The 20,475-nt window shown below is 60.3% G+C and carries 17 protein-coding genes and 2 pseudogenes; 6 read left to right on the top strand and 13 right to left on the bottom strand.

Annotated features, from left to right (window positions below; all coding sequences use genetic code 11):
• Positions 1-55: 55 nt before the first annotated feature.
• The 7 genes from ACIPIJ_RS26630 to ACIPIJ_RS26600 form a co-directional block, all read right to left on the bottom strand.
• Positions 56-1,318, bottom strand: a complete 1,263-nt coding sequence (locus ACIPIJ_RS26630; protein ID WP_401082653.1) for an OprD family porin — start codon at positions 1,316-1,318, stop codon at positions 56-58.
• 101 nt (positions 1,319-1,419) lie between these two features.
• The gene (locus ACIPIJ_RS26625) at positions 1,420-3,072 is read right to left on the bottom strand and encodes an AMP-binding protein (protein ID WP_401082650.1); all 1,653 of its coding nucleotides are present in this window, start codon (positions 3,070-3,072) and stop codon (positions 1,420-1,422) included.
• Positions 3,069-3,815 carry a nitroreductase gene (locus tag ACIPIJ_RS26620; RefSeq protein ID WP_401082647.1) on the bottom strand — a complete coding sequence of 249 codons (747 nt, stop codon included), beginning with the start codon at positions 3,813-3,815 and terminating at the stop codon, positions 3,069-3,071. The genes ACIPIJ_RS26625 and ACIPIJ_RS26620 overlap by 4 nt, the downstream gene beginning before the upstream one ends.
• Before the next feature lie 53 nt (positions 3,816-3,868).
• Positions 3,869-5,209 (bottom strand): MFS transporter, encoded by a 1,341-nt coding sequence (locus ACIPIJ_RS26615; protein WP_401082644.1) that lies wholly within the window; start codon positions 5,207-5,209, stop codon positions 3,869-3,871.
• Positions 5,210-5,403: 194 nt separating this feature from the next.
• Positions 5,404-6,429: an AraC family transcriptional regulator gene (locus ACIPIJ_RS26610; protein WP_401082642.1), complete on the bottom strand. Its 1,026-nt coding sequence runs from the start codon at positions 6,427-6,429 to the stop codon at positions 5,404-5,406.
• 530 nt (positions 6,430-6,959) lie between these two features.
• On the bottom strand, positions 6,960-7,793 hold the full coding sequence (panB, locus tag ACIPIJ_RS26605; RefSeq protein WP_401082639.1) for a 3-methyl-2-oxobutanoate hydroxymethyltransferase: 834 nt from the start codon (positions 7,791-7,793) through the stop codon (positions 6,960-6,962).
• 62 nt (positions 7,794-7,855) lie between these two features.
• Entirely contained in the window at positions 7,856-8,473 is a 618-nt protein-coding gene (locus tag ACIPIJ_RS26600; RefSeq protein ID WP_119141786.1) for a LysE family translocator, read from the bottom strand.
• 188 nt (positions 8,474-8,661) lie between these two features.
• On the opposite strand from ACIPIJ_RS26600, the gene ACIPIJ_RS26595 reads away from it, so the two are divergent.
• Positions 8,662-9,114, top strand: a complete 453-nt coding sequence (locus tag ACIPIJ_RS26595; RefSeq protein ID WP_401082636.1) for an Lrp/AsnC family transcriptional regulator — start codon at positions 8,662-8,664, stop codon at positions 9,112-9,114.
• 45 nt (positions 9,115-9,159) lie between these two features.
• Here ACIPIJ_RS26595 and ACIPIJ_RS26590 read toward each other — a convergent pair.
• Positions 9,160-10,171, bottom strand: a pseudogene (locus tag ACIPIJ_RS26590) (cation acetate symporter); the annotation flags it as partial.
• Between the two features lie 77 nt (positions 10,172-10,248).
• On the opposite strand from ACIPIJ_RS26590, the gene ACIPIJ_RS26585 reads away from it, so the two are divergent.
• The 5 genes from ACIPIJ_RS26585 to ACIPIJ_RS26565 all read left to right on the top strand — a co-directional run bounded on the left by ACIPIJ_RS26585 (position 10,249) and on the right by ACIPIJ_RS26565 (position 16,517).
• Positions 10,249-11,019 carry an enoyl-CoA hydratase/isomerase family protein gene (locus ACIPIJ_RS26585; RefSeq protein WP_401082633.1) on the top strand — a complete coding sequence of 257 codons (771 nt, stop codon included), beginning with the start codon at positions 10,249-10,251 and terminating at the stop codon, positions 11,017-11,019.
• Positions 11,020-11,079: 60 nt separating this feature from the next.
• Positions 11,080-11,913, top strand: coding sequence for an amidohydrolase family protein (locus ACIPIJ_RS26580; protein WP_401082630.1), 834 nt, complete (start codon positions 11,080-11,082; stop codon positions 11,911-11,913).
• Between the two features lie 604 nt (positions 11,914-12,517).
• The gene (locus ACIPIJ_RS26575; protein WP_401082627.1) at positions 12,518-13,030 is read left to right on the top strand and encodes a sigma-70 family RNA polymerase sigma factor; all 513 of its coding nucleotides are present in this window, start codon (positions 12,518-12,520) and stop codon (positions 13,028-13,030) included.
• Positions 13,031-13,999 (top strand): FecR domain-containing protein, encoded by a 969-nt coding sequence (locus tag ACIPIJ_RS26570; protein WP_401082624.1) that lies wholly within the window; start codon positions 13,031-13,033, stop codon positions 13,997-13,999.
• Between the two features lie 103 nt (positions 14,000-14,102).
• A complete protein-coding gene (locus ACIPIJ_RS26565) occupies positions 14,103-16,517 on the top strand; it encodes a TonB-dependent siderophore receptor (protein WP_401082621.1) in 2,415 nt (804 codons plus the stop codon).
• Positions 16,518-16,578: 61 nt separating this feature from the next.
• Here the strand turns inward: ACIPIJ_RS26565 and ACIPIJ_RS26560 are convergent, their stop codons facing one another.
• The 5 genes and pseudogenes from ACIPIJ_RS26560 to ACIPIJ_RS26540 form a co-directional block, all read right to left on the bottom strand.
• A complete protein-coding gene (locus ACIPIJ_RS26560; RefSeq protein WP_401082618.1) occupies positions 16,579-16,893 on the bottom strand; it encodes a PAAR domain-containing protein in 315 nt (104 codons plus the stop codon).
• Between the two features lie 194 nt (positions 16,894-17,087).
• Positions 17,088-17,990 (bottom strand): hypothetical protein, encoded by a 903-nt coding sequence (locus ACIPIJ_RS26555; protein WP_401082919.1) that lies wholly within the window; start codon positions 17,988-17,990, stop codon positions 17,088-17,090.
• Between the two features lie 60 nt (positions 17,991-18,050).
• On the bottom strand, positions 18,051-18,551 hold the full coding sequence (locus tag ACIPIJ_RS26550) for a hypothetical protein (protein ID WP_401082615.1): 501 nt from the start codon (positions 18,549-18,551) through the stop codon (positions 18,051-18,053).
• Positions 18,548-19,441, bottom strand: a complete 894-nt coding sequence (locus ACIPIJ_RS26545; RefSeq protein WP_401082613.1) for a DUF6708 domain-containing protein — start codon at positions 19,439-19,441, stop codon at positions 18,548-18,550. The genes ACIPIJ_RS26550 and ACIPIJ_RS26545 overlap by 4 nt, the downstream gene beginning before the upstream one ends.
• A gap of 2 nt (positions 19,442-19,443) precedes the next feature.
• A pseudogene (locus ACIPIJ_RS26540) lies at positions 19,444-20,475 on the bottom strand (hypothetical protein); the annotation flags it as partial.

Here is a 20,475-nt window from a genome sequence, read left to right as displayed (position 1 = left end):
TTGAGCCGGCCTGGCGTGTCGCTGCCTGAGTGACTCGCCAGGCCGTGTGCACGGTCTAGAAATTGACCGTATAGCGCACGATGAAGCGGTTTTCGTTGGCGCTGTCGGCATACGTGGAGCGATTGGTCGAGTTGCGCCACTGCACTGCCATGTTTTTTAGCGGGCCGCTCTGGATCACGTAGGCGATGTCGCTGACCCGCTCCCATTCCTTGCCCTGTCGATCATCCGCGCGCAGGCCGGCCGCCTGGCGTGTGGTCAGCAGCGCAGGGTCGACATCATCGCCTTTGACGTACCTCAGGGTCAGTGTCAGACCGGGGATACCCAGGGCCGCGAAATCGTAGTCGTAACGGCCAAACCAGACGCGTTCGTTAGGCGCGGTGAATGTGCTCACCAGTGATTCGCCAAACAGGTAGGTATCTGACCCGTTGACGAATGCGAACGGCGTATCGCCCCACGCCTTCTGGTAGCCCCCACCGAAGGTGTGGCCTTGCAGGGTGTAGGCGAAATAGCTGCTCAGGGTGCGGTTGTCAACTTCACCCAGGTCTTCATCGCCGGTTTGCCGGGCATCGAATACGCGCACGTCGGTGATTACCGTACCGGTCGCTAACGGTTGATTGAGCTTTAGACCCGCGTAATGGGTGCGATACTGGTCGGCGAGTTCGGCAACGTGGTAACTCACGGTAAGGGTCGGCAGTAGCTTGTAGTCGAACGCCAGGTAGTCGAAATGATCGGCTTCGACCGCGCGATAGCCAAAGGTCGTCAGCGATTCGAAATCGGTCGAGTTGCGCTGTTTCACCGCGTTGACCCGCAGTGCTGAAACGCTCAGTGAATCGACATCGTTGGACACCAGCGAACCGCCGCGGAACACTTGCGGCAGCAAGCGGCTGTTGTTGCTCCACAACAACGGCATCAAGGGGCTGATGCCACCCAGGCGAAGTTCGCTCTTGCCCAGGCGCGCCTTGGCGGTGAGGGTGAACTTGCCGTACTGGTCCTCGACGTTACGCTCGGAGTCGAACGCCAGCAGGCCAGAGCCTGTGCGGTCAGGGCTCGAGTCGAGCTTGACCCCCAACAGGCCCTGCGCATCCATCCCGAAGCCCAACGTGCCCTCGGTAAAACCCGACTGCAGGTTGAGAATGAAACCCTGCGCCCATTCGTCCCGCTTCGACTGGGCGGCACCCTCGTTGCGGAAGTCGCGGTTGTAGTAGAAGTTCCTCAATTCCAGGCTCGCCTTGGCATCAGCGACAAAATCTGCGCAGGCGTAGGGGGCCGAAGTAAGTACCGCCAGTGGCACCAGGAGGCGGGCGGGGGAGTTCGTCATTGCAAGCACCTTTTGTTATTTTTAATGTGCAGGAACGCCTGCTGCCGCAAGGGGCAACATCAGCGGTAACGCTTTAGGGGTCGCTGTTAGGTGGCGGTGGCTCAGCCGCTCGAAGCCAGGCGCATGATCGCCTCACGGCTGCCGGCGCGTTGGCGCAACAGGAACTTCTGGATCTTGCCGGTGGCCGTCTTCGGCAGTTCGTCGAAGATCACCCGTTGCGGGCACTTGAAGCGGGCCAGGCGTTGTTGGCAGAAGGCGATCAGTTGCGCCTGCGACGGCGCCTCCACGCCAGGTTTCAGTTCAATGAAGGCACACGGCACTTCACCCCATTTGTCGTCCGGCTGCGCCACCACGGCGGCGTGCAGTACCGCGGGATGGGCATGCAGCGCTTCTTCGATTTCGATCGAGGAGATGTTCTCGCCGCCAGAAATGATCACGTCCTTGGTGCGGTCGGTGATCTGAATGTAGCCGTTGGGGTGAACCACCGCTACATCACCGGTGTGAAACCAGCCGCCGGCAAAAGCCTGTTCGGTGGCAGACGGGTTTTTCAGGTAACCCATCATCACGGTGTTGCCGCGCAGCAACAGCTCGCCGGTGGTCTGGCCATCGTGGGCTACCGGTTGCAGGGTCTCGGGGTCGGCGACCATCAGGCCTTCGAAGACCGCCCCGCGGGCACCCTGGCGAACCCGCAGCGCGCACTGCTCGGCCTCTGGCAGGGTGTCCCAGGCGTCTTGCCAGACGCAACTGAGCGGGGTGCCGCAGACTTCGGTGATGCCGTATACATGGTCGACATCGAAGCCCTGTGCGAGTACCGCCTCCAGCACCGCGGCCGGCGGCGGGGAACCTGCGGTCAGCACCCGCACGGGCTTGGCCAGTGCGGCGCGGCCGGTACTATTGGCGATCATCGCCATGACGATCGGCGCGGCGCAGAAGTGGTCGACAGCCTGCGTGTCGATGGCCTCAAATACCGTTTCAGCAGACACCTTGCGCAGGCACACATGGGTGCCGGCGGCGGCGGTGATCGCCCAGGTGAAGCACCAGCCGTTGGCATGGAACATCGGCAGGGTCCACAGGTAGCGCGGCGCGCGGGGCAACGGCCAGTTGGTCATTTGCAGCAGGCTCATCAGGTAGGTACTGCGATGGCTGGCGACCACGCCTTTAGGGTCACCGGTGGTCCCGGAGGTGTAGTTCAGCGCAATCGGCTGCCACTCGCTGGCCGGCCAGACGCCGGCAAACTCGGGGTCGCCACTCGCCAGCAAGCTTTCATAATCGGTTTCGCCAATGGCCGGGCCCATCGGCGCCAGGTGGTCATCGATATCGATCACCACAGGGCGCTGCTCAAGCAGCTCCAGCGCAGCCGCCGCCAGCTTGGCGAACTCGCGATCGACCAACAGCAGCTTGCATTCGCCATGGCGCAGGATGAAGGCCACACCTTCGGCATCCAGGCGATAGTTGACGCAGTTCAATACCGCGCCAGACAGTGGCACACCATAGTGGGCTTCGAACATCGCCGGCGTGTTGGGCGAGAGGATCGACACGGTGTCGCCATTGCCCAGACCTCTGCTGGCCAGTGCCGAGGCCAGGCGGTAGCAGCGCTCACGGGTTTCGACCCAGGTTCGGCGCAGCTCACCGTGCACCACGGCCTCGCGCTGCGGGTGGACCAAGGCGGCACGGTCCAGGAAGCCAAGCGGCGTCAGCGCGAGGTGGTTGGCCGGGCTGCGCTCGAGCCCGCTGTCATAGGCACCAGGGTTCATGGGGTTGTCTCCTTGTTATTGTGGTGAAAAGTGGTGAATGCGCTGACCGGTTCGCGGTCAGTGACCAGGCTGTTCTCGATGCGGCTTTCGTCGGCGTAACCCAGGCTCATGCCACACACCAGCATCTGCTCGGGGGGGATCTCCAGCACTTCGGTGATCACCTCGTGGTACTTGAGGAACGCCGCCTGCGGGCAGGTGTGCAAGCCTCTGCCGCGCGCCGCCACCATCACGCTCTGCAAGAACATGCCGTAATCGAGCAGGCTGCCTTCCTGGAGGACCCGATCGATGGTGAAGATCAGGCCGATCGGCGCATCGAAAAAGCGGTAGTTGCGCGCGTGCTGCCGATGCATCCGCTGCTTGTCGCCCTTGCTGATGCCGAGCAGGCTGTACAGCTCCCAGCCGACTTGCCGGCGGCGGTCGACGTACGGCGCCACCCACTCGCGCGGGTAGTACTCGTAAGGGTCGGCGAGGTGTTCATTGAGCAGCGGGTCGTCGTCGATGGCGGCGATTGCGCTGGACAACCTGGCTTTCGCGGCACCACTGATGACATGAACGCGCCACGGCTGCATGTTCACGCCGGTCGCACAGAAGCGTGCGACCTCGAGGATCGACTCGATTTCCTCGCGCGGCACGGCGGTCGGCAGGAACGCGCGGATGCTGCGGCGTGAGGCGATCGCCCAGTCGACCGTCTGCTCCAGTAGAGGCGCCGAGAGGGGTGGTTGCGATAAGCGGTTCATAGTCATCTCTTGCAGGTTCGTGGGTGAGTGGCACGCGCAGGCAGGCTGCAGCTGCAGGCTCAACGCGCGGCCATTGCAGCCTTTGCCTGGGCGGAGTCGGAGCGCGATTGGTTGATCAGGGTGACGGCCGCGGCGCCGATCAGGCCGGCCAGGCTGATGGCCATGAAGTTCTGCTCCAGTGGCAGGCTCAAGGACACCAGCCAGCCGATCAGCACCGGTGCGACGATCGCGCCGATCCGGCCAACCCCGGAGGCAAAGCCGACCCCCGCCGAGCGCAGGGTCGAGGGGTAGAAGTCGCCGGCGTAGGCATAGGCCAGCAGTTGCGTGCCCAGGGTCGAGGCGCCGACCACGAACACCACCGCGAACAGCAGGCTGGTCGAGCGCGTGTAGCCGAGCAGCGTCAGGGCGATGGCACCGACCAGGTAGAAGCACACCAGCACATGCTTGATGTTGAACTTGTCACTCAGCCAGCCACCGCCGAGGGCGCCGACGATGGCCCCGACGTTGAACACAATGACAAAGTTGAGTGCCGAGCCCAGGCTGAACCCGGCCATCGCCATCAGCTTGGTCAGCCAGGAATTGAGCGCATAGACCATGAACAGGCCGGTCATGAACGCCGCCCAGATCATCACCGTGCTGAAGCCACGCCCGTCCTTGAACAGGTTGCGCACCGGCGTGTCCTGTTTGCCGAGGATCGCGGGGTTGCCGACCATGGCGCTCTGCTCGCTGATGGCCAGGTCCGGCTGAAGTTGCCGGGCGATGTCGCGCAGTTGGTCCTGGCGGCCATTTTTCAGCAGGTAGCCGATCGAGTCGGGCATGCTCTTGAGGATGAACGGAATCAGCAGCACCGGCAGCGCGGCGATATAGAACACCCACTGCCAGCCGTGGCTTTCGATCAGTTGCTTGGCCGTCAGGGCAACCAGAATGCCCCCCACCGAGTAGCCGGCAAACACCAGGGTCACCAGCCGGGTGCGCAGCTTCAGTGGGGCGAACTCCCCCATTTGTGCGGTGCACACCGGCAGCACTCCGCCGATCCCCAGGCCGGCGATGAAGCGCATGATGCTGAAACTCACCGGGTCGTTGGTCAGCCCCGCCGCCGCGGTGAACAGGCTGAACAGCGCGACACAGATCGCGATCATTTTCGGCCGACCGATACGGTCTGCCAGGGTGCCGAGGAAAATCGCCCCGAGCATCGTCCCGAACAGCGCGGAGCCTGCCATGATGCCGGCGCTGGTCGGGTCGATGTTCATGTCTTTCATGATGGCCGGCAGGGCCGCGCCGACCACCGCCAGGTCGTAGCCGTCGATCACCAGGATCAACACGCACCAGAACAGAATCAGCCTGTGGAAGCGGTTGAAGCGTGACTCGGCTGCCAACGCATAGACGTTCACCGGTTGCATAGCGTGTCTCCTTCGATCTTGTTTTTGTTTGTGAAGTGCACTGTGGCTCGCCAGGCTGTGCTGGCTGGGCCAATCATAGGAGCAGGCAGCGGCACAGCCCATGCCCGCAGGCATCGTTGTGCGTGACCGATCTGGGCAGTCTCGAGGCGAGGGGGGAGGGCTGTGCGGGGGCGCGGGGAGAAGAGGGCTGGCCTTCAGAGATCGGCGTCTTCACCCTGGGAACGGCGGTAGGCGCCGGGGCTTACCCCGGTCCATTTCTTGAAGGCTCGGTGAAACGCGCTGGTCTCCTGGAAGCCCGTCTGGGCCGCCACGTCGGTGACCGTCAGGCCGGGCTGGCTGAGCAGGTTGATGGCGATATCACGACGCAGGTTGTCTTTCAGGCGCTGGTAGCTGAGGCCTTCGGCCTGCAGACGGCGTTGCAGGGTCGAGTATGACATGCGCAGCACTGCTGCCAGCGTCTCGAGCTCTGGCCAGGCTTCCGGGCTTTGCCCGCGCAGGCGTTGGCGGATCCTGGCGCTGATGCTCTCGTCGTTGCGGTACTTGACGAGGATGCTCGCCGGCGACTCTTTAAGGAACGCCGCCAGGGCAAGGGGCGTCTGGGCCACTTTGAGCTGAAGAACATCACGGGTGAAAAACACCTGCGACAGCGGAGCGTCAAAGCGGATGTTTTCACAAAAACGCATGCGGTAGTCGCTGTCATCGTCGGGCTGTGGCGCACGCAGGTCGAGCCGTTGAATCGGGATGCGCCGATTGCCCAGCCAGCACAGCAGGCCATGCACCAGGATCAGCCAAGTACCGTAGCAGAACAACCGGCGCTGCACCCCATGATCATGCAGGACGATGACCGCCGAATCAGCGTCGACCACCAGTTCACCGTAGACGTCATCCAGCGTGCTGCGAAGAAACGCCAACATGCGCCGCAGGGCGTGCTCGAGGGTGTCGCAGCCGATCGTCAGCTGGCACATCAGCTTGAAGCTGCCGCGCCGCATCGGATGGCTGTCGATGGCAAAGAACTCGTCGTCGAGGGCGTCCGAGAGGGCGACCCACAAGCGCGAAAACCCCGCCGCCGACACCCGTGCCTGAGGCGACGCCAACAGCGCCGGATCGATGCGCGCCTGGCGCAGTGCCGATGACACATCGACGCCCTTGTGCCGCGCACCCAGCAACGCCTCATGGACCAGCCCGATCGAAGTGGTGCCCTTGTCTGGTGGCAGTGCCATGCATGCTCCATCTTCTGCCTGGGCCCTACGGCACTGGCAACATCAGTGGATTGAGACGGGTGATGCAACAGCCGACCCGCTGGATCCAGATCGGCTGGTAGTCGACGGCCCTAGGCGATCTCATTCGCTTTTAATTTGCTGGAATGTCGACGGTAGGTAAATCCTAACAGGATAAACCAGATCGGCATGACCAGAAGTGCGTTGCGCGTGTCGGCCGCCGACCGGGTTCGCGATGACGCAGAACAAGTATTCAGTCGAGGGTTTTCCACCCAGAACTGCCTCGGTTGCGATCATCACTGAGGAGATAAATTAATCGCTGTTCGCTGGTACAGGATTGCTTATGCTGATAGCCGAACGACGGACGTTGGTACGCAGTGCCACAAAGGCCTGAGTCTTGCGTCCAGGTGACCCCGAGTTGCTGAGTGGATGATCACCTAGCCGCGTGGTGCGGGCGGCCAGCACATCGGTGAATGCTTTTATTGCAGAAACCGCCAGGGCTCCTGACACTGGCATGCCCCGTGCGCTTAGCGTTAGAAGGTGTGCTCCGGTCCTGGGAAGGTTCCCCCCGCGACGTCTGCCGCAAACGCCTGTGCCGCCTCGCCAAGCACCTTGCGCAGGTCGGCGTACTGTTTGACGAACCGTGGCAGCGGCCCGCTGCGCAGCCCCGCCATGTCCTGCCAGACCAGCACCTGGGCATCGCACGCGTTGCCGGCGCCGATCCCTACGGTGGGGATCGAGACCGCCTCGGTGATGCGCCCAGCCACTTCCCCCGGGACCATTTCGATCAACAAGGCGAAGGCGCCGGCGCCTTCGAAGGCCTTGGCCACCTCCACTAGGCGATCGCCGTCGTCGCCCTTGCCCTGGACCCGATATCCGCCCAACTGGTGTTCGGCCTGGGGGGTGAAACCGATATGCGCCATGACCGGTATGCCCGCCGCGACGAGTTTTTCGACCTGTGCCAGCATCTCGATGCCGCCTTCCAGCTTCACCGCGTGCGCACCACCTTCCTTCATGAAGCGCACGGCAGTGTGGAAGCACTGCTCGGCAGACCCCTGATACGACCCGAACGGCAAGTCGGCGATCACCAGTGCCCGTTCGGTGACGCGCGACACCGAGCGCACCAAGGGCACCAGCTCCTCGACCGTCACCGCCAGGGTTGAGTCGTAGCCATAGACGTTGTTGGCGGCGGAATCACCGACCAGCAGCACCGGAATCCCAGCGTCTTCGAACACCGCGGCGCTGTACATGTCGTAGGCCGTGAGCATGGCCCACTTTTCGCCACGCCTTTTCATGTCCCGCAGGTGGGGGGTACGTACCCGTGCGGTAGGGCGCGTCACATAGGGGGCGTTTGATTGATCCGACATCGTTGTTCCTCTATCAAGCAATCCGAAAGCATCCCTGCGTCTATGACCAGGCGGCGCCTGGTTCAGCTCAGCGCCTGCTCGATCAGCAGTACCAGCGCAATGATGATCATCGCCACGCCTGACACACGGCTGACCCATTGTGCCGCTGCAGGCCGGGTATGCAGGACCGCGCGCGAGCCATAGCCGACCAGCAGGTAGACCACGCCACAGCTGAAGGTGTGCACCAGGCCCAGGGCGATAATCTGCAGCGGCATCGGCCAGCTGGCCGCTGGCGAGGTGAATTGTGGCAGCAGCGCGAGAAACAGCAGGAACACCTTGGGGTTGAGCCCGCTGACGCAAAGCCCTTTGAGCGCCCAGCGGGCGGCCGAGTCGGAATGCTGGTCCTCGCCGGCCTGAGGTATCGAAGGGTGGGCGAACATGTTGAAACCCAGCCACAGCAGATACGCCGCGCCCGCCACCGTCAAGACGGTCAGCGCGAAGGGCGTGCTGGCGACGATCCCGCCGACACCCGCGGCGACTACCAGCGTTGCGATCAGATGCCCCATCAGCAGCCCGACGACTGCCGGGATAACTACCCGGCCGTGCAAGCCAGCGGAGATGGCGTACGCCCAGTCCGCGCCCGGGGTTATGACGAACAGCAACGACACCGCCCAGAAGGCGGCAAACATACTCAAGGTCATTGGGTACTACCTTTTACGTCGAATGTATTGGCCTGTTGCAGCAGGCGATCAGCCACCGAAAAACGCCCGCCACGCAGTGCAAGTGGGTGTGAGGGACAATGTTCAGCGCCAATAGAATAATGGATATACTGCGGTGTATATTGTCTAATATTCTATTTTTGCCTACCGTCTAGGGGAGAATCTTCCAGTTGGATCATATCGATAGAAAGATTCTTGCTGAGCTGCAGCAGGACGGTCGGTTGTCGGTCACCGAGTTGGCGGATCGCGTGGGGCTCAGTTTGTCGCCCTGCCATCGACGCGTGCGGGCACTGGAGCAGGCGGGGGTGATCTTGAGTTACCGGGCGCAGTTGGCGCCGCGGGCACTCAACCTGAATTTTTCCGCGATGGTGTTCGTGACGCTTCGCGAGGGCGACAGTAAAGCGGTCGAGGCCTTTGAAAACGCGCTCATAGATATCGCCCAGATCGTCGATGCGCAACGGCTGTTCGGCGAGCCCGATTACCTGCTGCACGTGATTACGGTCGACCTGCCGGCATTTCAGAAGCTCTACGATGAACGCTTGTCGACACTGCCCAATGTGCAGCGATTGACCTCGACCCTGGTGATGAAGCGGGTGGTGCATGACCGTGCGTTGCCGCTTTGAGGGCTGCCAGGTGGGGCGCGAAGCGGCGCTCCACCTGGCAGGGGCTCAATGCTGAACGGCTTTATCGGCGCCCCAACCGGTTTGCGCACGGATGCATTGTGGCTCGAAGGCCGCACGTTCGACGACGCTGCGATTGCTCCGGTCAAGGCATGAGACGGCCCAGGCCGTTACGAAATGCCAGCGGCATCGAGAACAGGGCAGGGTAGTCATAGGGGAACAACGCATGCGGCTGGCCCAGCACTTTGACCCATACCCCAGGTGACAGCAGTACCAACACCAGCGCACTGATCAGCCCGATCAGGCCGCCGGAAATCGCGCCTCTGCTGGTCAGCCCTTTCCAGTACATCGCCAGCAGCAGAATCGGGAAGTTGGATGACGCTGCGATGCCAAAGGCCAGGGCGACCAGGAACGCCACGTTCTGCCCCTTGAAGGCAATCCCCAGGAGCACGGCGACGACGCCCAGGCCCACGGTCGCCCAGCGGCTGACGCGCATTTCGGTCTTCGGGCATGGCGTGCCCTTGCACAAGACATTGGCGTACAGGTCGTGGGAAATCGCCGACGCGCCCGCAAGCGCCAAGCCCGCTACCACCGCGAGGATGGTGGCAAAGGCCACGGCGGCGAGGAAACCGAACATGAGGTCGCCGCCCAGCGCTTGCGCCAGATGCATGATGGCCATGTTCACACCACCCAGCAGCGGGCCACCGATCATACCTTGTTCGAAGAACTGCGGCTGTTGCCCGACGATGCTGATTGCCGCCGTGCCCAGCACGCACACCAGAATGAAGAACAGGCCGATCAGCCCATAGGCGACCAGGACCGACTTACGCGCCGCCTTGGCGTCGGGCACGGTGAAGAAGCGCATCATGATGTGCGGCAGGCCGGCAATCCCGAATACCAGGCCCAACGACAGGGAAATCATCGACAGCGGATCACTGGCGATCTTCAGCGGCCCGAGGATCTTCACGCCGCTCTGGTGGCTGGCCACCGCGGTATCGAGCATCTTCGTCACGCTGAAGCCGAAGTGCTGAAGCGCCAGGATTGTCAGCAGGATGCCACCGCCTCATTGCGTGCTGACCCACCTTCCAAATGAAAGTGATTGCCGCAGTGTCGGCAGGCGAGAACAGGAGTAGTCACATGGCTTGGCAAATTGACGTGATCGACGGTTGTGCGGTCGTGCGGATGAACAGCAACAAGGTCAACGTGCAGAATGCGACCTTCTTCAAGGACCTGCACGATGCGTTCGACCGACTAGAGGAAGAATTCAGTGAATTGCCGGTCATCCTCACCGGACAGGGCAACGTGTTCTCGGCCGGTATCGACTTCAAATACAGCTTCGATATGTTTGGCAGCCTCGACCAGGAACGCATCCGCCAGTGGTACGCCGAGTACCGTGCAACCAATCTGCGGATCTTCCAGTACCCCCGGCCGACCGTCGCTGCGATCAATGGCCATGCCATAGCGGGCGGGCTGATTACCGCACTGGACTGTGACTTCAGGGTTGCTGCGCGCAAACCGGCCAAGTTCGGCCTCAACGAAGTGCCGATTGGTATCCCGATGCCAGCTGCCTACGTCGAGATCATCAAATATGCGTTGGGTACCCAGGTGGGGGCATTGACCACCCTGAAGGGTGAACTGTACTCCCTGGAAGAGGCGGAAAAGCTCGGGTTTTTCCATGAAGTGGTCGAGGAAGCCGAACTGCTGTCGCGTGCAATCGCCTATGCCCGTTGCATTACCCCGGATTGCAACGTGGCCTATGCCATGTCCAAGAAAGCCCTGCAAGACGCGGTCATCCAACAGATTGAGCAGCGGACCACACTGCTCGATGGCGAGCTCCCGGCAGGCATGAGCGATGCAGGCAACCGCCGCGCGCAGGACCTGCGCCGCAAGGAAATCATGGGTGTCTGAAAACCCCGGGTTCGGCCCGCAGTGCCGGAGTGGCGTTGCGGGTATCAACGAGGCAACTAGATGACTGATCTTATCGATGCCTGGATGCAGATTCCTTTCAGGTCGTTTTTGCGAGACCCATTGTTCGACTCGCTAAGGCGTTGGCCGACCGCCTGGCAAGGGTTGGCCGAGCAAGACCGTGACCTCGACTGTGATGAAGTGCTGCAGGGGTTCAGCGAACAAGGGGTATCCAAAGTATTTGCCAGCGCCTGGGTGGGACCACGCGGTGAGCTGATCTCCAACGAGCGTGTGGACCTGGCAGTGCAACGTCGGCCTGAGCAGGTGTTCGGTATCGCCTCGGTTGATATTCGCCAGCCGATGGCTGCAGTCAGAGTATTGAGGCAGTACGTGCGAAACCACGGCTTCAAGGGCTTGCGCATTCTGCCTTGGCTTTGGGGGCTGCCGCCCGACGACCGCCGGTTCTATCCGCTCTATGCGGAATGCATCGAACTGGATGTCACCCTCTGCGTGCAAGTTGGGCATGCTGGGCCCATGATGCCCTCGGAGCCAGGGCGGCCTATTCCGTATCTGGACTACGTTGCGCATGAGTTCCCTGAATTGCGCATCGTCGGCGGGCATATCGGCTTTCCATGGGTATCCGAGATGATCTCGCTGATGATGAAGTACCCTAACGTCTACGTGGATACTTCAGCCTACAAGGCCAGCCGTTATCCTCAAGAGTTGGTCAACTACATGCGTGGGGCAGGGCGGGAAAAGGTATTATTCGGTACCAACTATCCAATGTTGACGCCCGCCGACTGCCTCGCAGGTGTTGCCTCACTCGAACTGGGCGAGGAGGTGTCCAGCTTGTTCCTGACTGGTAATGCAAAGCGGGCGTTTAAGTTAAGCGATTGATAGGGCGGGGCATCTCGCTATTCGCGGATGTGGAGAGCAGACCTAGAGAGAGCATTTAGGCTAGCTTCTAATATCTGGACGATTAGGGGGCGTGAGACATTGTCATCCTGACAGAATGAGTCCAGTATTAAGGCTATTCCTGTTTCAGGAATAAGTGAAAGTCTATAGATTTCAACAGCTCGCAGGCCCGATGCGAGTCTCGTTTCCCGCTCCAAATTCGATCCTCAGTGCGTCGCTGGGATCACAAAGAAGAGGCCTTCGGGCCTCTTTTTTTGTGCCTGCGATTTGGCGGTGGATGCAGGCCGTATTCAGATTGTTCCGGCCGAGCCTGGGGCGCAAGCCCGAGTGCCTGCGCTCTTCAGGCTGCACTGAAGCTGTGGGTACCGTCCATCCGCGATGGATACGTTCATCACAAAGTAAGGACCTTTCTTTCACTCAATTTTCACGCTGCTTGAGAGAACCTAAAGTCATCCCTACGTGTGATAGACCTTGCCCGCCTAGCAGCGGGCTTTCTTTTGCCCGCAAATGCTCATCCGCTTGCACAGGCCTCGCTGTGTAAATTACTCTTGCAAACAATTCTCACTTGCAGAAAAAGAATCGCCCGATGAGCGAAGTTCTGCCCGGCAAAAATACCCATTTATCCAGCGTCGAGGAACTGTACAGCGTCCACCACGGTTGGCTGTACGCGCGTTTGCGCAGGCGCCTGGGCAACGCGATGGATGCGGCGGACCTGGCCCAGGACACCTTTGCGCGGATCCTCGCCTCGAAGGTGACGGTGTTCAACGAGCCGCGTGCCTACCTCACCTGCGTCGCCGGCGGCCTGCTGGCCAACTGGTGCAAGCGTAAATCGCTGGAGCGCGCCTACTTGGCTGCGCTGGAACAACTGCCAGCGCCGCAGGCACCGTCGCCAGAAGTACGCTTTCTGATCCTTGAAACCCTGCACGAAATCGACGCCATGCTGGACACGCTGCCGCCCGTGGTCAGGCGCGCGTTCCTGCTGTCCCAGTTGGCTGGCATGAAATATGAAGCCATCGCCGAGCAACTGGGCGTTTCGCTGATCACGGTCAAGCGCTACATGAAACAGGCATTTCTCCGGTGCCTGGTGTGGGGCGACTAGTTGGCCGGCGAGCATTCGGCACTGGGCCCCGGCGGCGCGGCACTCGAAGAGGCGGCCGAGTGGTTGATGCTGCTCAGCGCGGGCGATGCCACGGTCGAGCAGACGGCGGCCTGGCAGGCATGGCGCAGCAGCAGCGCCGAGCGCGAACGCGCCTGGCAGCGCGCCGAGTCGCTGATGGGCAAGCTGGGCGGGTTACCACCGGCGCTGTCGATGTCGGTGCTCGACCGCCCGCACGATCCGGGCCGCCGCCGCCTGATCCGCCACCTGGCGGTGCTGCTGGCCATCGCCCCCGCCGGCTGGCTCGGGTGGCGGGTAAGCGAGCAGCAAGGGTGGACGGCAGATTATCGTTCGGCCGTCGGGCAGCGTCGCGAGCTCATGCTTGCCGAAGGCACGCAGGTCATTCTCAACACCGACTCTGCAATCGATGTGCGTTTCGATGCGAACGAGCGATTCATCCGTCTGCTACGGGGCGAGATTCTGGTACAGACCGCAGCAGACAACCGGGTACCGTCGCGCCCCTTGCGTGTGGGTACCGAAGAAGGGCTGATGCAAGCGCTGGGCACGCGTTTTACCGTGCGTGAGCGCGCGGGGCGCACCTACCTGGCGGTACTCGACGGCGCGGTTCGGGTGCATCCTGGCAAAGCGGCTGCGCGCGTAGTCAATGCCGGTGAACGGGCTGACTTCGACCAGCGCAGCCTCGGCCCGAGCACGGCGCTGGACAGCGCCAGCACCTATTGGACCCAAGGCATGCTGCTGGCAGACAACATGACGCTGGCCGATCTCATTGCCGAACTGGGGCGCTACCAACGCGGCGTGTTGCGATGTGACCCACGCATCGCCGATGTGCGGGTGTCCGGCGCCTTCCCGATCAGCGACAGGCGCCGCACCTTGGACATGCTCCAGTCGACCTACGCCCTGAAGATCGAGGAACACATGGGCGGTTACTGGACGCTGATCTCTTCCCGTTGACGGGTGCTGGGAAAAATAAAAATGCCTTGGCCTGATACTTTTCTCCGCGTCGATTGGCAACAGGACTGAACGCCTCATTTCTGGTCTGAAGGATCCCACTGCCATGCCTGTTGCAAGCCGTACCCACGGGTTAACGTCTGTTGCCCGTTACGCCCTTTTGACGCTTGCCCTGGTGGCCGCCACCGCCCCTGCATCGGCCGCTCAATCCTCAAGCGCCCAGGCCACCCAGGCCTACGCGATCAGCCCGGGCCCGCTGGGCCGTGCATTGTCGAGTTTCGCCGTGGCCTCGGGCATTGCCTTGTCGTTCGAGCCGGCATTGACTGACGGCCTGCAAAGCCCTGGGCTCAAGGGCACGTATTCGGTACCGGAGGGCGCAAGCCAGCTGCTGTCGGGCAGCGGGCTTGCGCTGGTCGACAGGGGCAACGGCAACTACACCCTGGCCAAGCAGGCGGCGGGCGGCGATGGCCTGACCCTGGCAGCCACCAACATCGAAGCCAGCAGCTTGCGCCATGACAGCCTGCCCGAAGCCTTTGCCGGTGGCCAGGTTGCCCGGGGCGGGCGGCTGGGCATGCTCGGCAACAAGGATGTGATGGACACCCCCTTCAACGTCACCAGCTACACCGCCAAGACCTTGGCCGACCTGCAGACGGTGACCGTGGCCGATGCCCTGGAACGCGACCCTTCGGTGCGCTCCACCGGGCAGACGGGCGGCATTGTCGATTCCTTTTTCGTGCGCGGCTTCCCGGTGGGCGAAGGCAACCTGGGCGAACTCGCCTTCGATGGCGTGTATGGCGTGGCCCCCAACTACCGCGTGTTCACCGAGTACGCCGAGCGCGTCGAAGTGCTCAAGGGCCCCGGCGCGCTGATGTACGGCATCTCGCCCAATAGCGGCGTCGGCGGGGTGATCAATATCGTGCCCAAGCGCGCCTTGGCCGAAGACCTGACCCGCTTTACCGCCCGCTACGCCACGGACACCCAAGTCGGGGGGCACCTGGACATCAGCCGCCGTTTCGGTGAAGACAAACAGTGGGGTGTGCGCTTCAACGGCAGCATCGCCCAGGGCGACACGGCCATCGACAACCAGCAGCGTGCCTTGGACATCGGCGCCATCGCCCTGGACTACCAAGGCGAGCGCCTGCGCCTGAACTTAGACTTCATCAGCCAGAAGGAAAAGTGGGACGCAGCATCGCGGCCCTTTACCGTCGCCCCAGGCATCGACGTACCTTCAGCCCCCAACGGCCGCACCCACCTGCCGCAAGACTGGGGCTGGTCGAGCACCCGCGAGCAATCGGCCTTGCTGGGCGGTGAATACGACCTGACCGATTCGTTGACGGTGTTCGCCCATGCCGGCGGCGGCAGGGCGGAGGTCAAACGCATGTCCGACCAGGTGCCGCGCATCCTCAACGACGCAGGCGACACCAGCAACATTCCCGGCTATTACAAATTCAATGTCGACCGCTCCACCGCCGACATCGGCCTGCGCAGCCTGTTCGAGACCGGCCCGGTCAACCACACCGTCACGGTCATGGCCACCCGTTACCAGGACGAACTATCCCGCGGCATCAACAATGGCACGGAAATCCTCTCGAACATCTACCACCCGGTCGACGTACCCAAGCAGCACATCAATGCGCCGAAGGTACTGCGTATTTCCGAATCCGAGCTGGCCGGCGTCGCCCTGACCGATACCCTGTCGGTGCTCGACGACCGCGTGCAACTGACCCTGGGCGTGCGCCGCCAGGCCATCGAATCGCGCAACTACAGCGCCACCGGCGCCGTCACCAGCAGCTACGAAGACAATGCCACCACCCCGGTGGTAGGCGTGGTGGTGAAACCGTGGGACCACGTTGCGCTGTACTACAACTACGTCGAAGGGCTGAGCAAAGGCGATGTGGCACCGGCCACCGCCGCCAACGCCGGCGAAGCCTTCGCCCCCTACAAGAGCAAGCAGTACGAGGTGGGGGTGAAGTACGAACACGACACCTTCATGACCACCTTGTCGGTGTTCCAGATCGAGAAACCCAGCGGCGAATTGGGCGTGGGCAACCAGTTCGCCGTGCAGGCGGAGCAACGCAACCGCGGGGTCGAGTTGAGCATGTTCGGCGAGGTACGCCCCGGTGTCCGCTTGATGGGCGGCGTGACCGCGCTGGATGGCAAGCTGACCGATACGGCCACGGCCGCCAACAAAGGCAACGAGCCGGTCGGCGTGCCGGACGTGCAGGCCAACCTCTGGGGCGAGTGGGACACGCCGTGGATTGCAGGTTTTACGCTGACCGGTGGGGCGATCTATACCGCGAGCCAGTACATCAACCAGGCCAATACCCAGGAGCTCGATGCCTGGACGCGGTTTGATGCGGGTGCGCGTTATAGCACCCGGATCGACGGGCACCCGACCACGTTCCGGGCGACGGTGCAGAACGTGTTTGACCGTGAGTACTGGTCGGGGGTGGCGTCATACGGGGCGATATCGCCGGGGTATCCGCGAGCGTTGCAGTTGTCGGCTACGGTTGATTTTTGAGGGCTGCGGCAGGCTGGAGGAGGGCTGGATACACCAGCCCCAGCCTTGCGGACCTATGCCGTTATTCGATAAGCCATCCAGGGTCGCCTTCGAGCAACGTACCGCCGTGGCTCGTCGTATCACCCAGCCTGGCTGCTGGTTGCCCTTCAATGACCGTGCATTCTGCGCCGGTTTCGATGACCGCTCCGCAACTGATACGGTCACCGACACGGGCGACCGCCCTGCCATCTATAAGTGTGGCGCTTGACCCAGTTTCTACCGTGCCTTCGCCATGGGTAGGGCAGTGGTGGCGATGGCCGACAAGTACAATAGGTTTCATTTTAGTTTCCTTTTTGCCTGGATGGATGGGAGCTTCTTTGTGTCTGGGCGCGCCCATCACCCTCGCAAGGTGGCCAAGAAATACGCCTGCTTGGGCCCGTCCTAGCGTATTCACCCCATTCGCACATCGCTGCCCCCACAGCTATTTGAAAGTCTTCGTAATCCGGCGTTTTCTTGTTTCCCTTAAGCGTCAAGGTCGGGTTGTCATACCGTGTTAGGCGTATGCATCTCTCTAATGTATAGGCTTTGATACTACTGAACGGAACTTCTATTTCTTCTGACATGTTGAGTGGGTGTTTCTTCAAAGGCTTCAGGCGGGGGCGGTGCGGCACGGACATTGAAGACGCGGCAGATGATGTACCAGCCGATAGCGACGGACAGGTTGTAAGGAAACAGCACGGCCCAAAAAGGCAGTTGCCAGTTTTTTTTGCCCTGCATCTCTCCGGGCTCGCCAGTGCGCCAGGGAGCGTAATGCTGAAAAGCTTGTGCCGGGGTGAGGCAGATTTCATGCAAAGGTTTGTACCACCAGTTGGGCTCGCCGGGCGGGGGGAGTTTGCCCGGACCGTGGTCCATGAAATGGCGCAGGTATTCCCACACTTCGGCAACATGCTTGATGTCCGCGTCGGTAGGCTCGTTACTGTCGATCCAGAGGCAGTCTTTTTGGTGCAAAGTGCCGTCTTGGCGGCGTGGGGCGAATGCGAGTGCGTAGCTGGCGCTAAAGGAAGATCCGCCGAACTCGGTGCGTTTGAAAAGACCACCCCCTGTGTTGTCCCAGTCGAACGTCACTGTTTTTCTTATTCGTTTGTAATGGATTGTCCGGGTCGCTTGGTTGAAGTAGATTGGGGAGAGGTTCTTGATATAGTAAATTCTGTAAGCTAGGAATGGGGCGAACAGAAGAGGGGTGAGGAGATAGATTGTGAGCTCTTTTGTGCCTGATAGAATGACTTGACGATATTCCTCGTTCATTATGTCTGAATAAGTCATGAGTGCGAGCGCTAAAGACATTGAGGTATAGAGCTTTCCCATGAGCACTGAGTCGGTAACCCATGGGTTTCTCAAGATTAGCAAGTTTTTCCGTATACTGGAGACTTGGCCTCCTATCTTAGGCGGATTTTGGGTTTTGGTTTGTGGTGTAAAGAGCCAAATGGTTCCCATGTGATTATTTCTCAAGTGTAAATTTGGCGGATGATTCTGCTTCTTCATCTAAACCCCATGTTAGGGGTGGCTTATCTTTAAAGTTGCCTGTCTTTGACCTTGGGTGTCATTGGGGAAGTTAAGAATTAATCCCGCCGAGGTCGCGTAGCATTTTGGGTTTATCGGAAGGGGTGCAGAGCCGCTCTTGTTGTGGTGGCTGCTCAGTTTTGCATGCCAATTGCTTTGGCCTGGTCTGAATCCGCGTAAAAGAATTGTGAACTCCACTCGGGCTGTTTGCTGTAGCACTTCATTGTGAGTGTTTGGCGTCCATTTTGAATGTGGCCACGTCTTCTCTTTTGCCCACTTACTGTCCAGGCCCTCAAGGCCTAGCAGATTTTCGCCGTTGGTGCCTTTCATGAACACGTACATATAACCCGGGCGCAGTGCACGCAAGGTGTAGGAGGAGTACTGCAGCGGGGCAAAGCCTTTTTCCAGTTCGGAGCCCGAGTCGGCATAGCGGCACACCGGGGCATCGCGCACGCGCGCGCTGCAGGCGGGGATGGAGGTGGCGCGGCTGATCATCGTCGCTTCCTTTTACCTGAAGTTGGCGGAGCTTCCTCAAAGGCTTCTGCGGGAGCCGCTGCGGCTTGAACATTGACCAGCCGGCAGATGATGTACCAGCAGATGGCGACGGACAGGTTGTAAGGAAACAGCACGGCCCAGAAGGGCAGTTGCCAGTTCTTTTTGCCCTGCATTTCTCCGGGCTCGCCAGTGCGCCAGGGAGCGTAATGCTGAAAAGCTTGTGCCGGGGTGAGGCAGATTTCATGCAAAGGCTTGTACCACCAGTTGGGCTCGCCCGGCGGGGGGAGTTTGTCCGGACCGTGGTCCATGAAATGGCGCAGGTATTCCCACACTTCGGCAACATGCTTGATGTCCGCGTCGGTAGGTTCGTTACTGTCGATCCAGAGGCAGTCTTTTTGGTGAAGAGTGCCATCTTCGCGTCGAGGGGCAAACGCCAGTGCGTAATGGGTGCTGAAAGAAGCGCCTCCGAACTCTGTGCGTTTAAAAAGACCACCCCCTGTATTGTCCCAGTCGAATGAGATCAGTTTTTTTCCTCGCTGATATAAGATTTTTTTAGTTGTGCGGTTTAAGTAGAATTTTGATAGATTCCTAATAAAATAAATTCGGTAGAAAAGAAATGGGAGGAAGATGAAGGGAGCAAGTATCGTTCCAGCTATCAGGGCGGGGTTGTAGGTGTAGGGATTCCACGCTTCATCGGATAGTAGAATGGGGTAGAATCCCGTCATTAATATGATTATAGATGCACAATACAATTTTCCCATGAAGACGGAGTCCGTTACCCATGGGTTTCGCAGGCATAAGGTCTTGTCGCTTAAGTTTTCAATCTGGCCTCCCATTGCAGGCGGAAAGCCGGTAGAAGAATGTGAGTTGAATATCCATAGGGTTGCCATGGCTAGCGCTCGAGTAAAAAGTTAGAGTTGATCTCACTGTTTTCATCCAGGCCTTGATTGGGCCTGTATACTAGATCTAGTGAAGCATGCTTTTGCTTGTTCATTGTATTGTTAAAGTTAAGAATCAAACCTGCGTCGATGAAGTAGCATGTGGGAGTGAGCGGAAATTCGATCATGCCTTGTGCTTCGCAGGAGCCACTTAAGCTTCCTGACCACTCGCTTTTCCCCACGATGAAGCCCGGTAGAAACACTGTAAACTCAACGGTTGGCTCGATAGTAGGAACTTCGTTATGTGTGAGGGTCGTCCAGTTCGGGGGAGACCAATAATCATTTTGGTGCCACCTACTATCCAGTCCAGCTACACCATGTGACTGGGCTTGTTCTGCTGTAATCAGCTTCGGTCTATAACGTTCATGGTGCCAAGCTTTGATCTCGGCATGAAGTGTTGGGAATGAAGGGAGCTTTCTTTCATGGTCTAGGGCGATAGCGGGGCGAAGCTCCCCATCGTTTATGCGATTGCCGAAAATGCTACGTGCTGCCCAGAGCTCTATAGGTGAATGAACATGTTCATGGGCTTTAGCGTGAAGATACAAAGCACCAACGACGATTGCTGCTCCTATTAGCGCTAGAGACGCTGCAGCCCATCCTGCGAAGGGAACTACAGATGTAACTCCTGTGACTGCGAGCATGCCCTCAAGCACGACAGCGGAACCTATTGCCATGGTTAATCCGCCCGCGAACGTATAACCGGAGGCAGTTGTATTTCCGTTAATGTTTTGACGCCACGCTTTAATGCCGTCTGAGAATAAACTTAAAATTATCGCGGGGTATCCCGTTAATCGCGCGAATAAGTTGCTTCCCACGAATTTAATAACGCTATTTCCAAAGGCCATCCCTGGTGCCGTCAAACTTAGTCTCAACATCACGGCCTTCTGCGTTGCTCGCACACTCACCAATGTCGCACCCGTTGCACCAATCACACCAAAAATCGACGCAGCGAACCCCGTTGTATATTCCGGCACATCGCTCTTCTG

The sequence above is a fragment of the Pseudomonas sp. NPDC087185 genome, from assembly GCF_044744955.1.
In the GTDB taxonomy this organism is placed as follows: Bacteria; Pseudomonadota; Gammaproteobacteria; order Pseudomonadales; family Pseudomonadaceae; genus Aquipseudomonas.
This window is presented reverse-complemented; position numbering and strand designations above follow the sequence as displayed.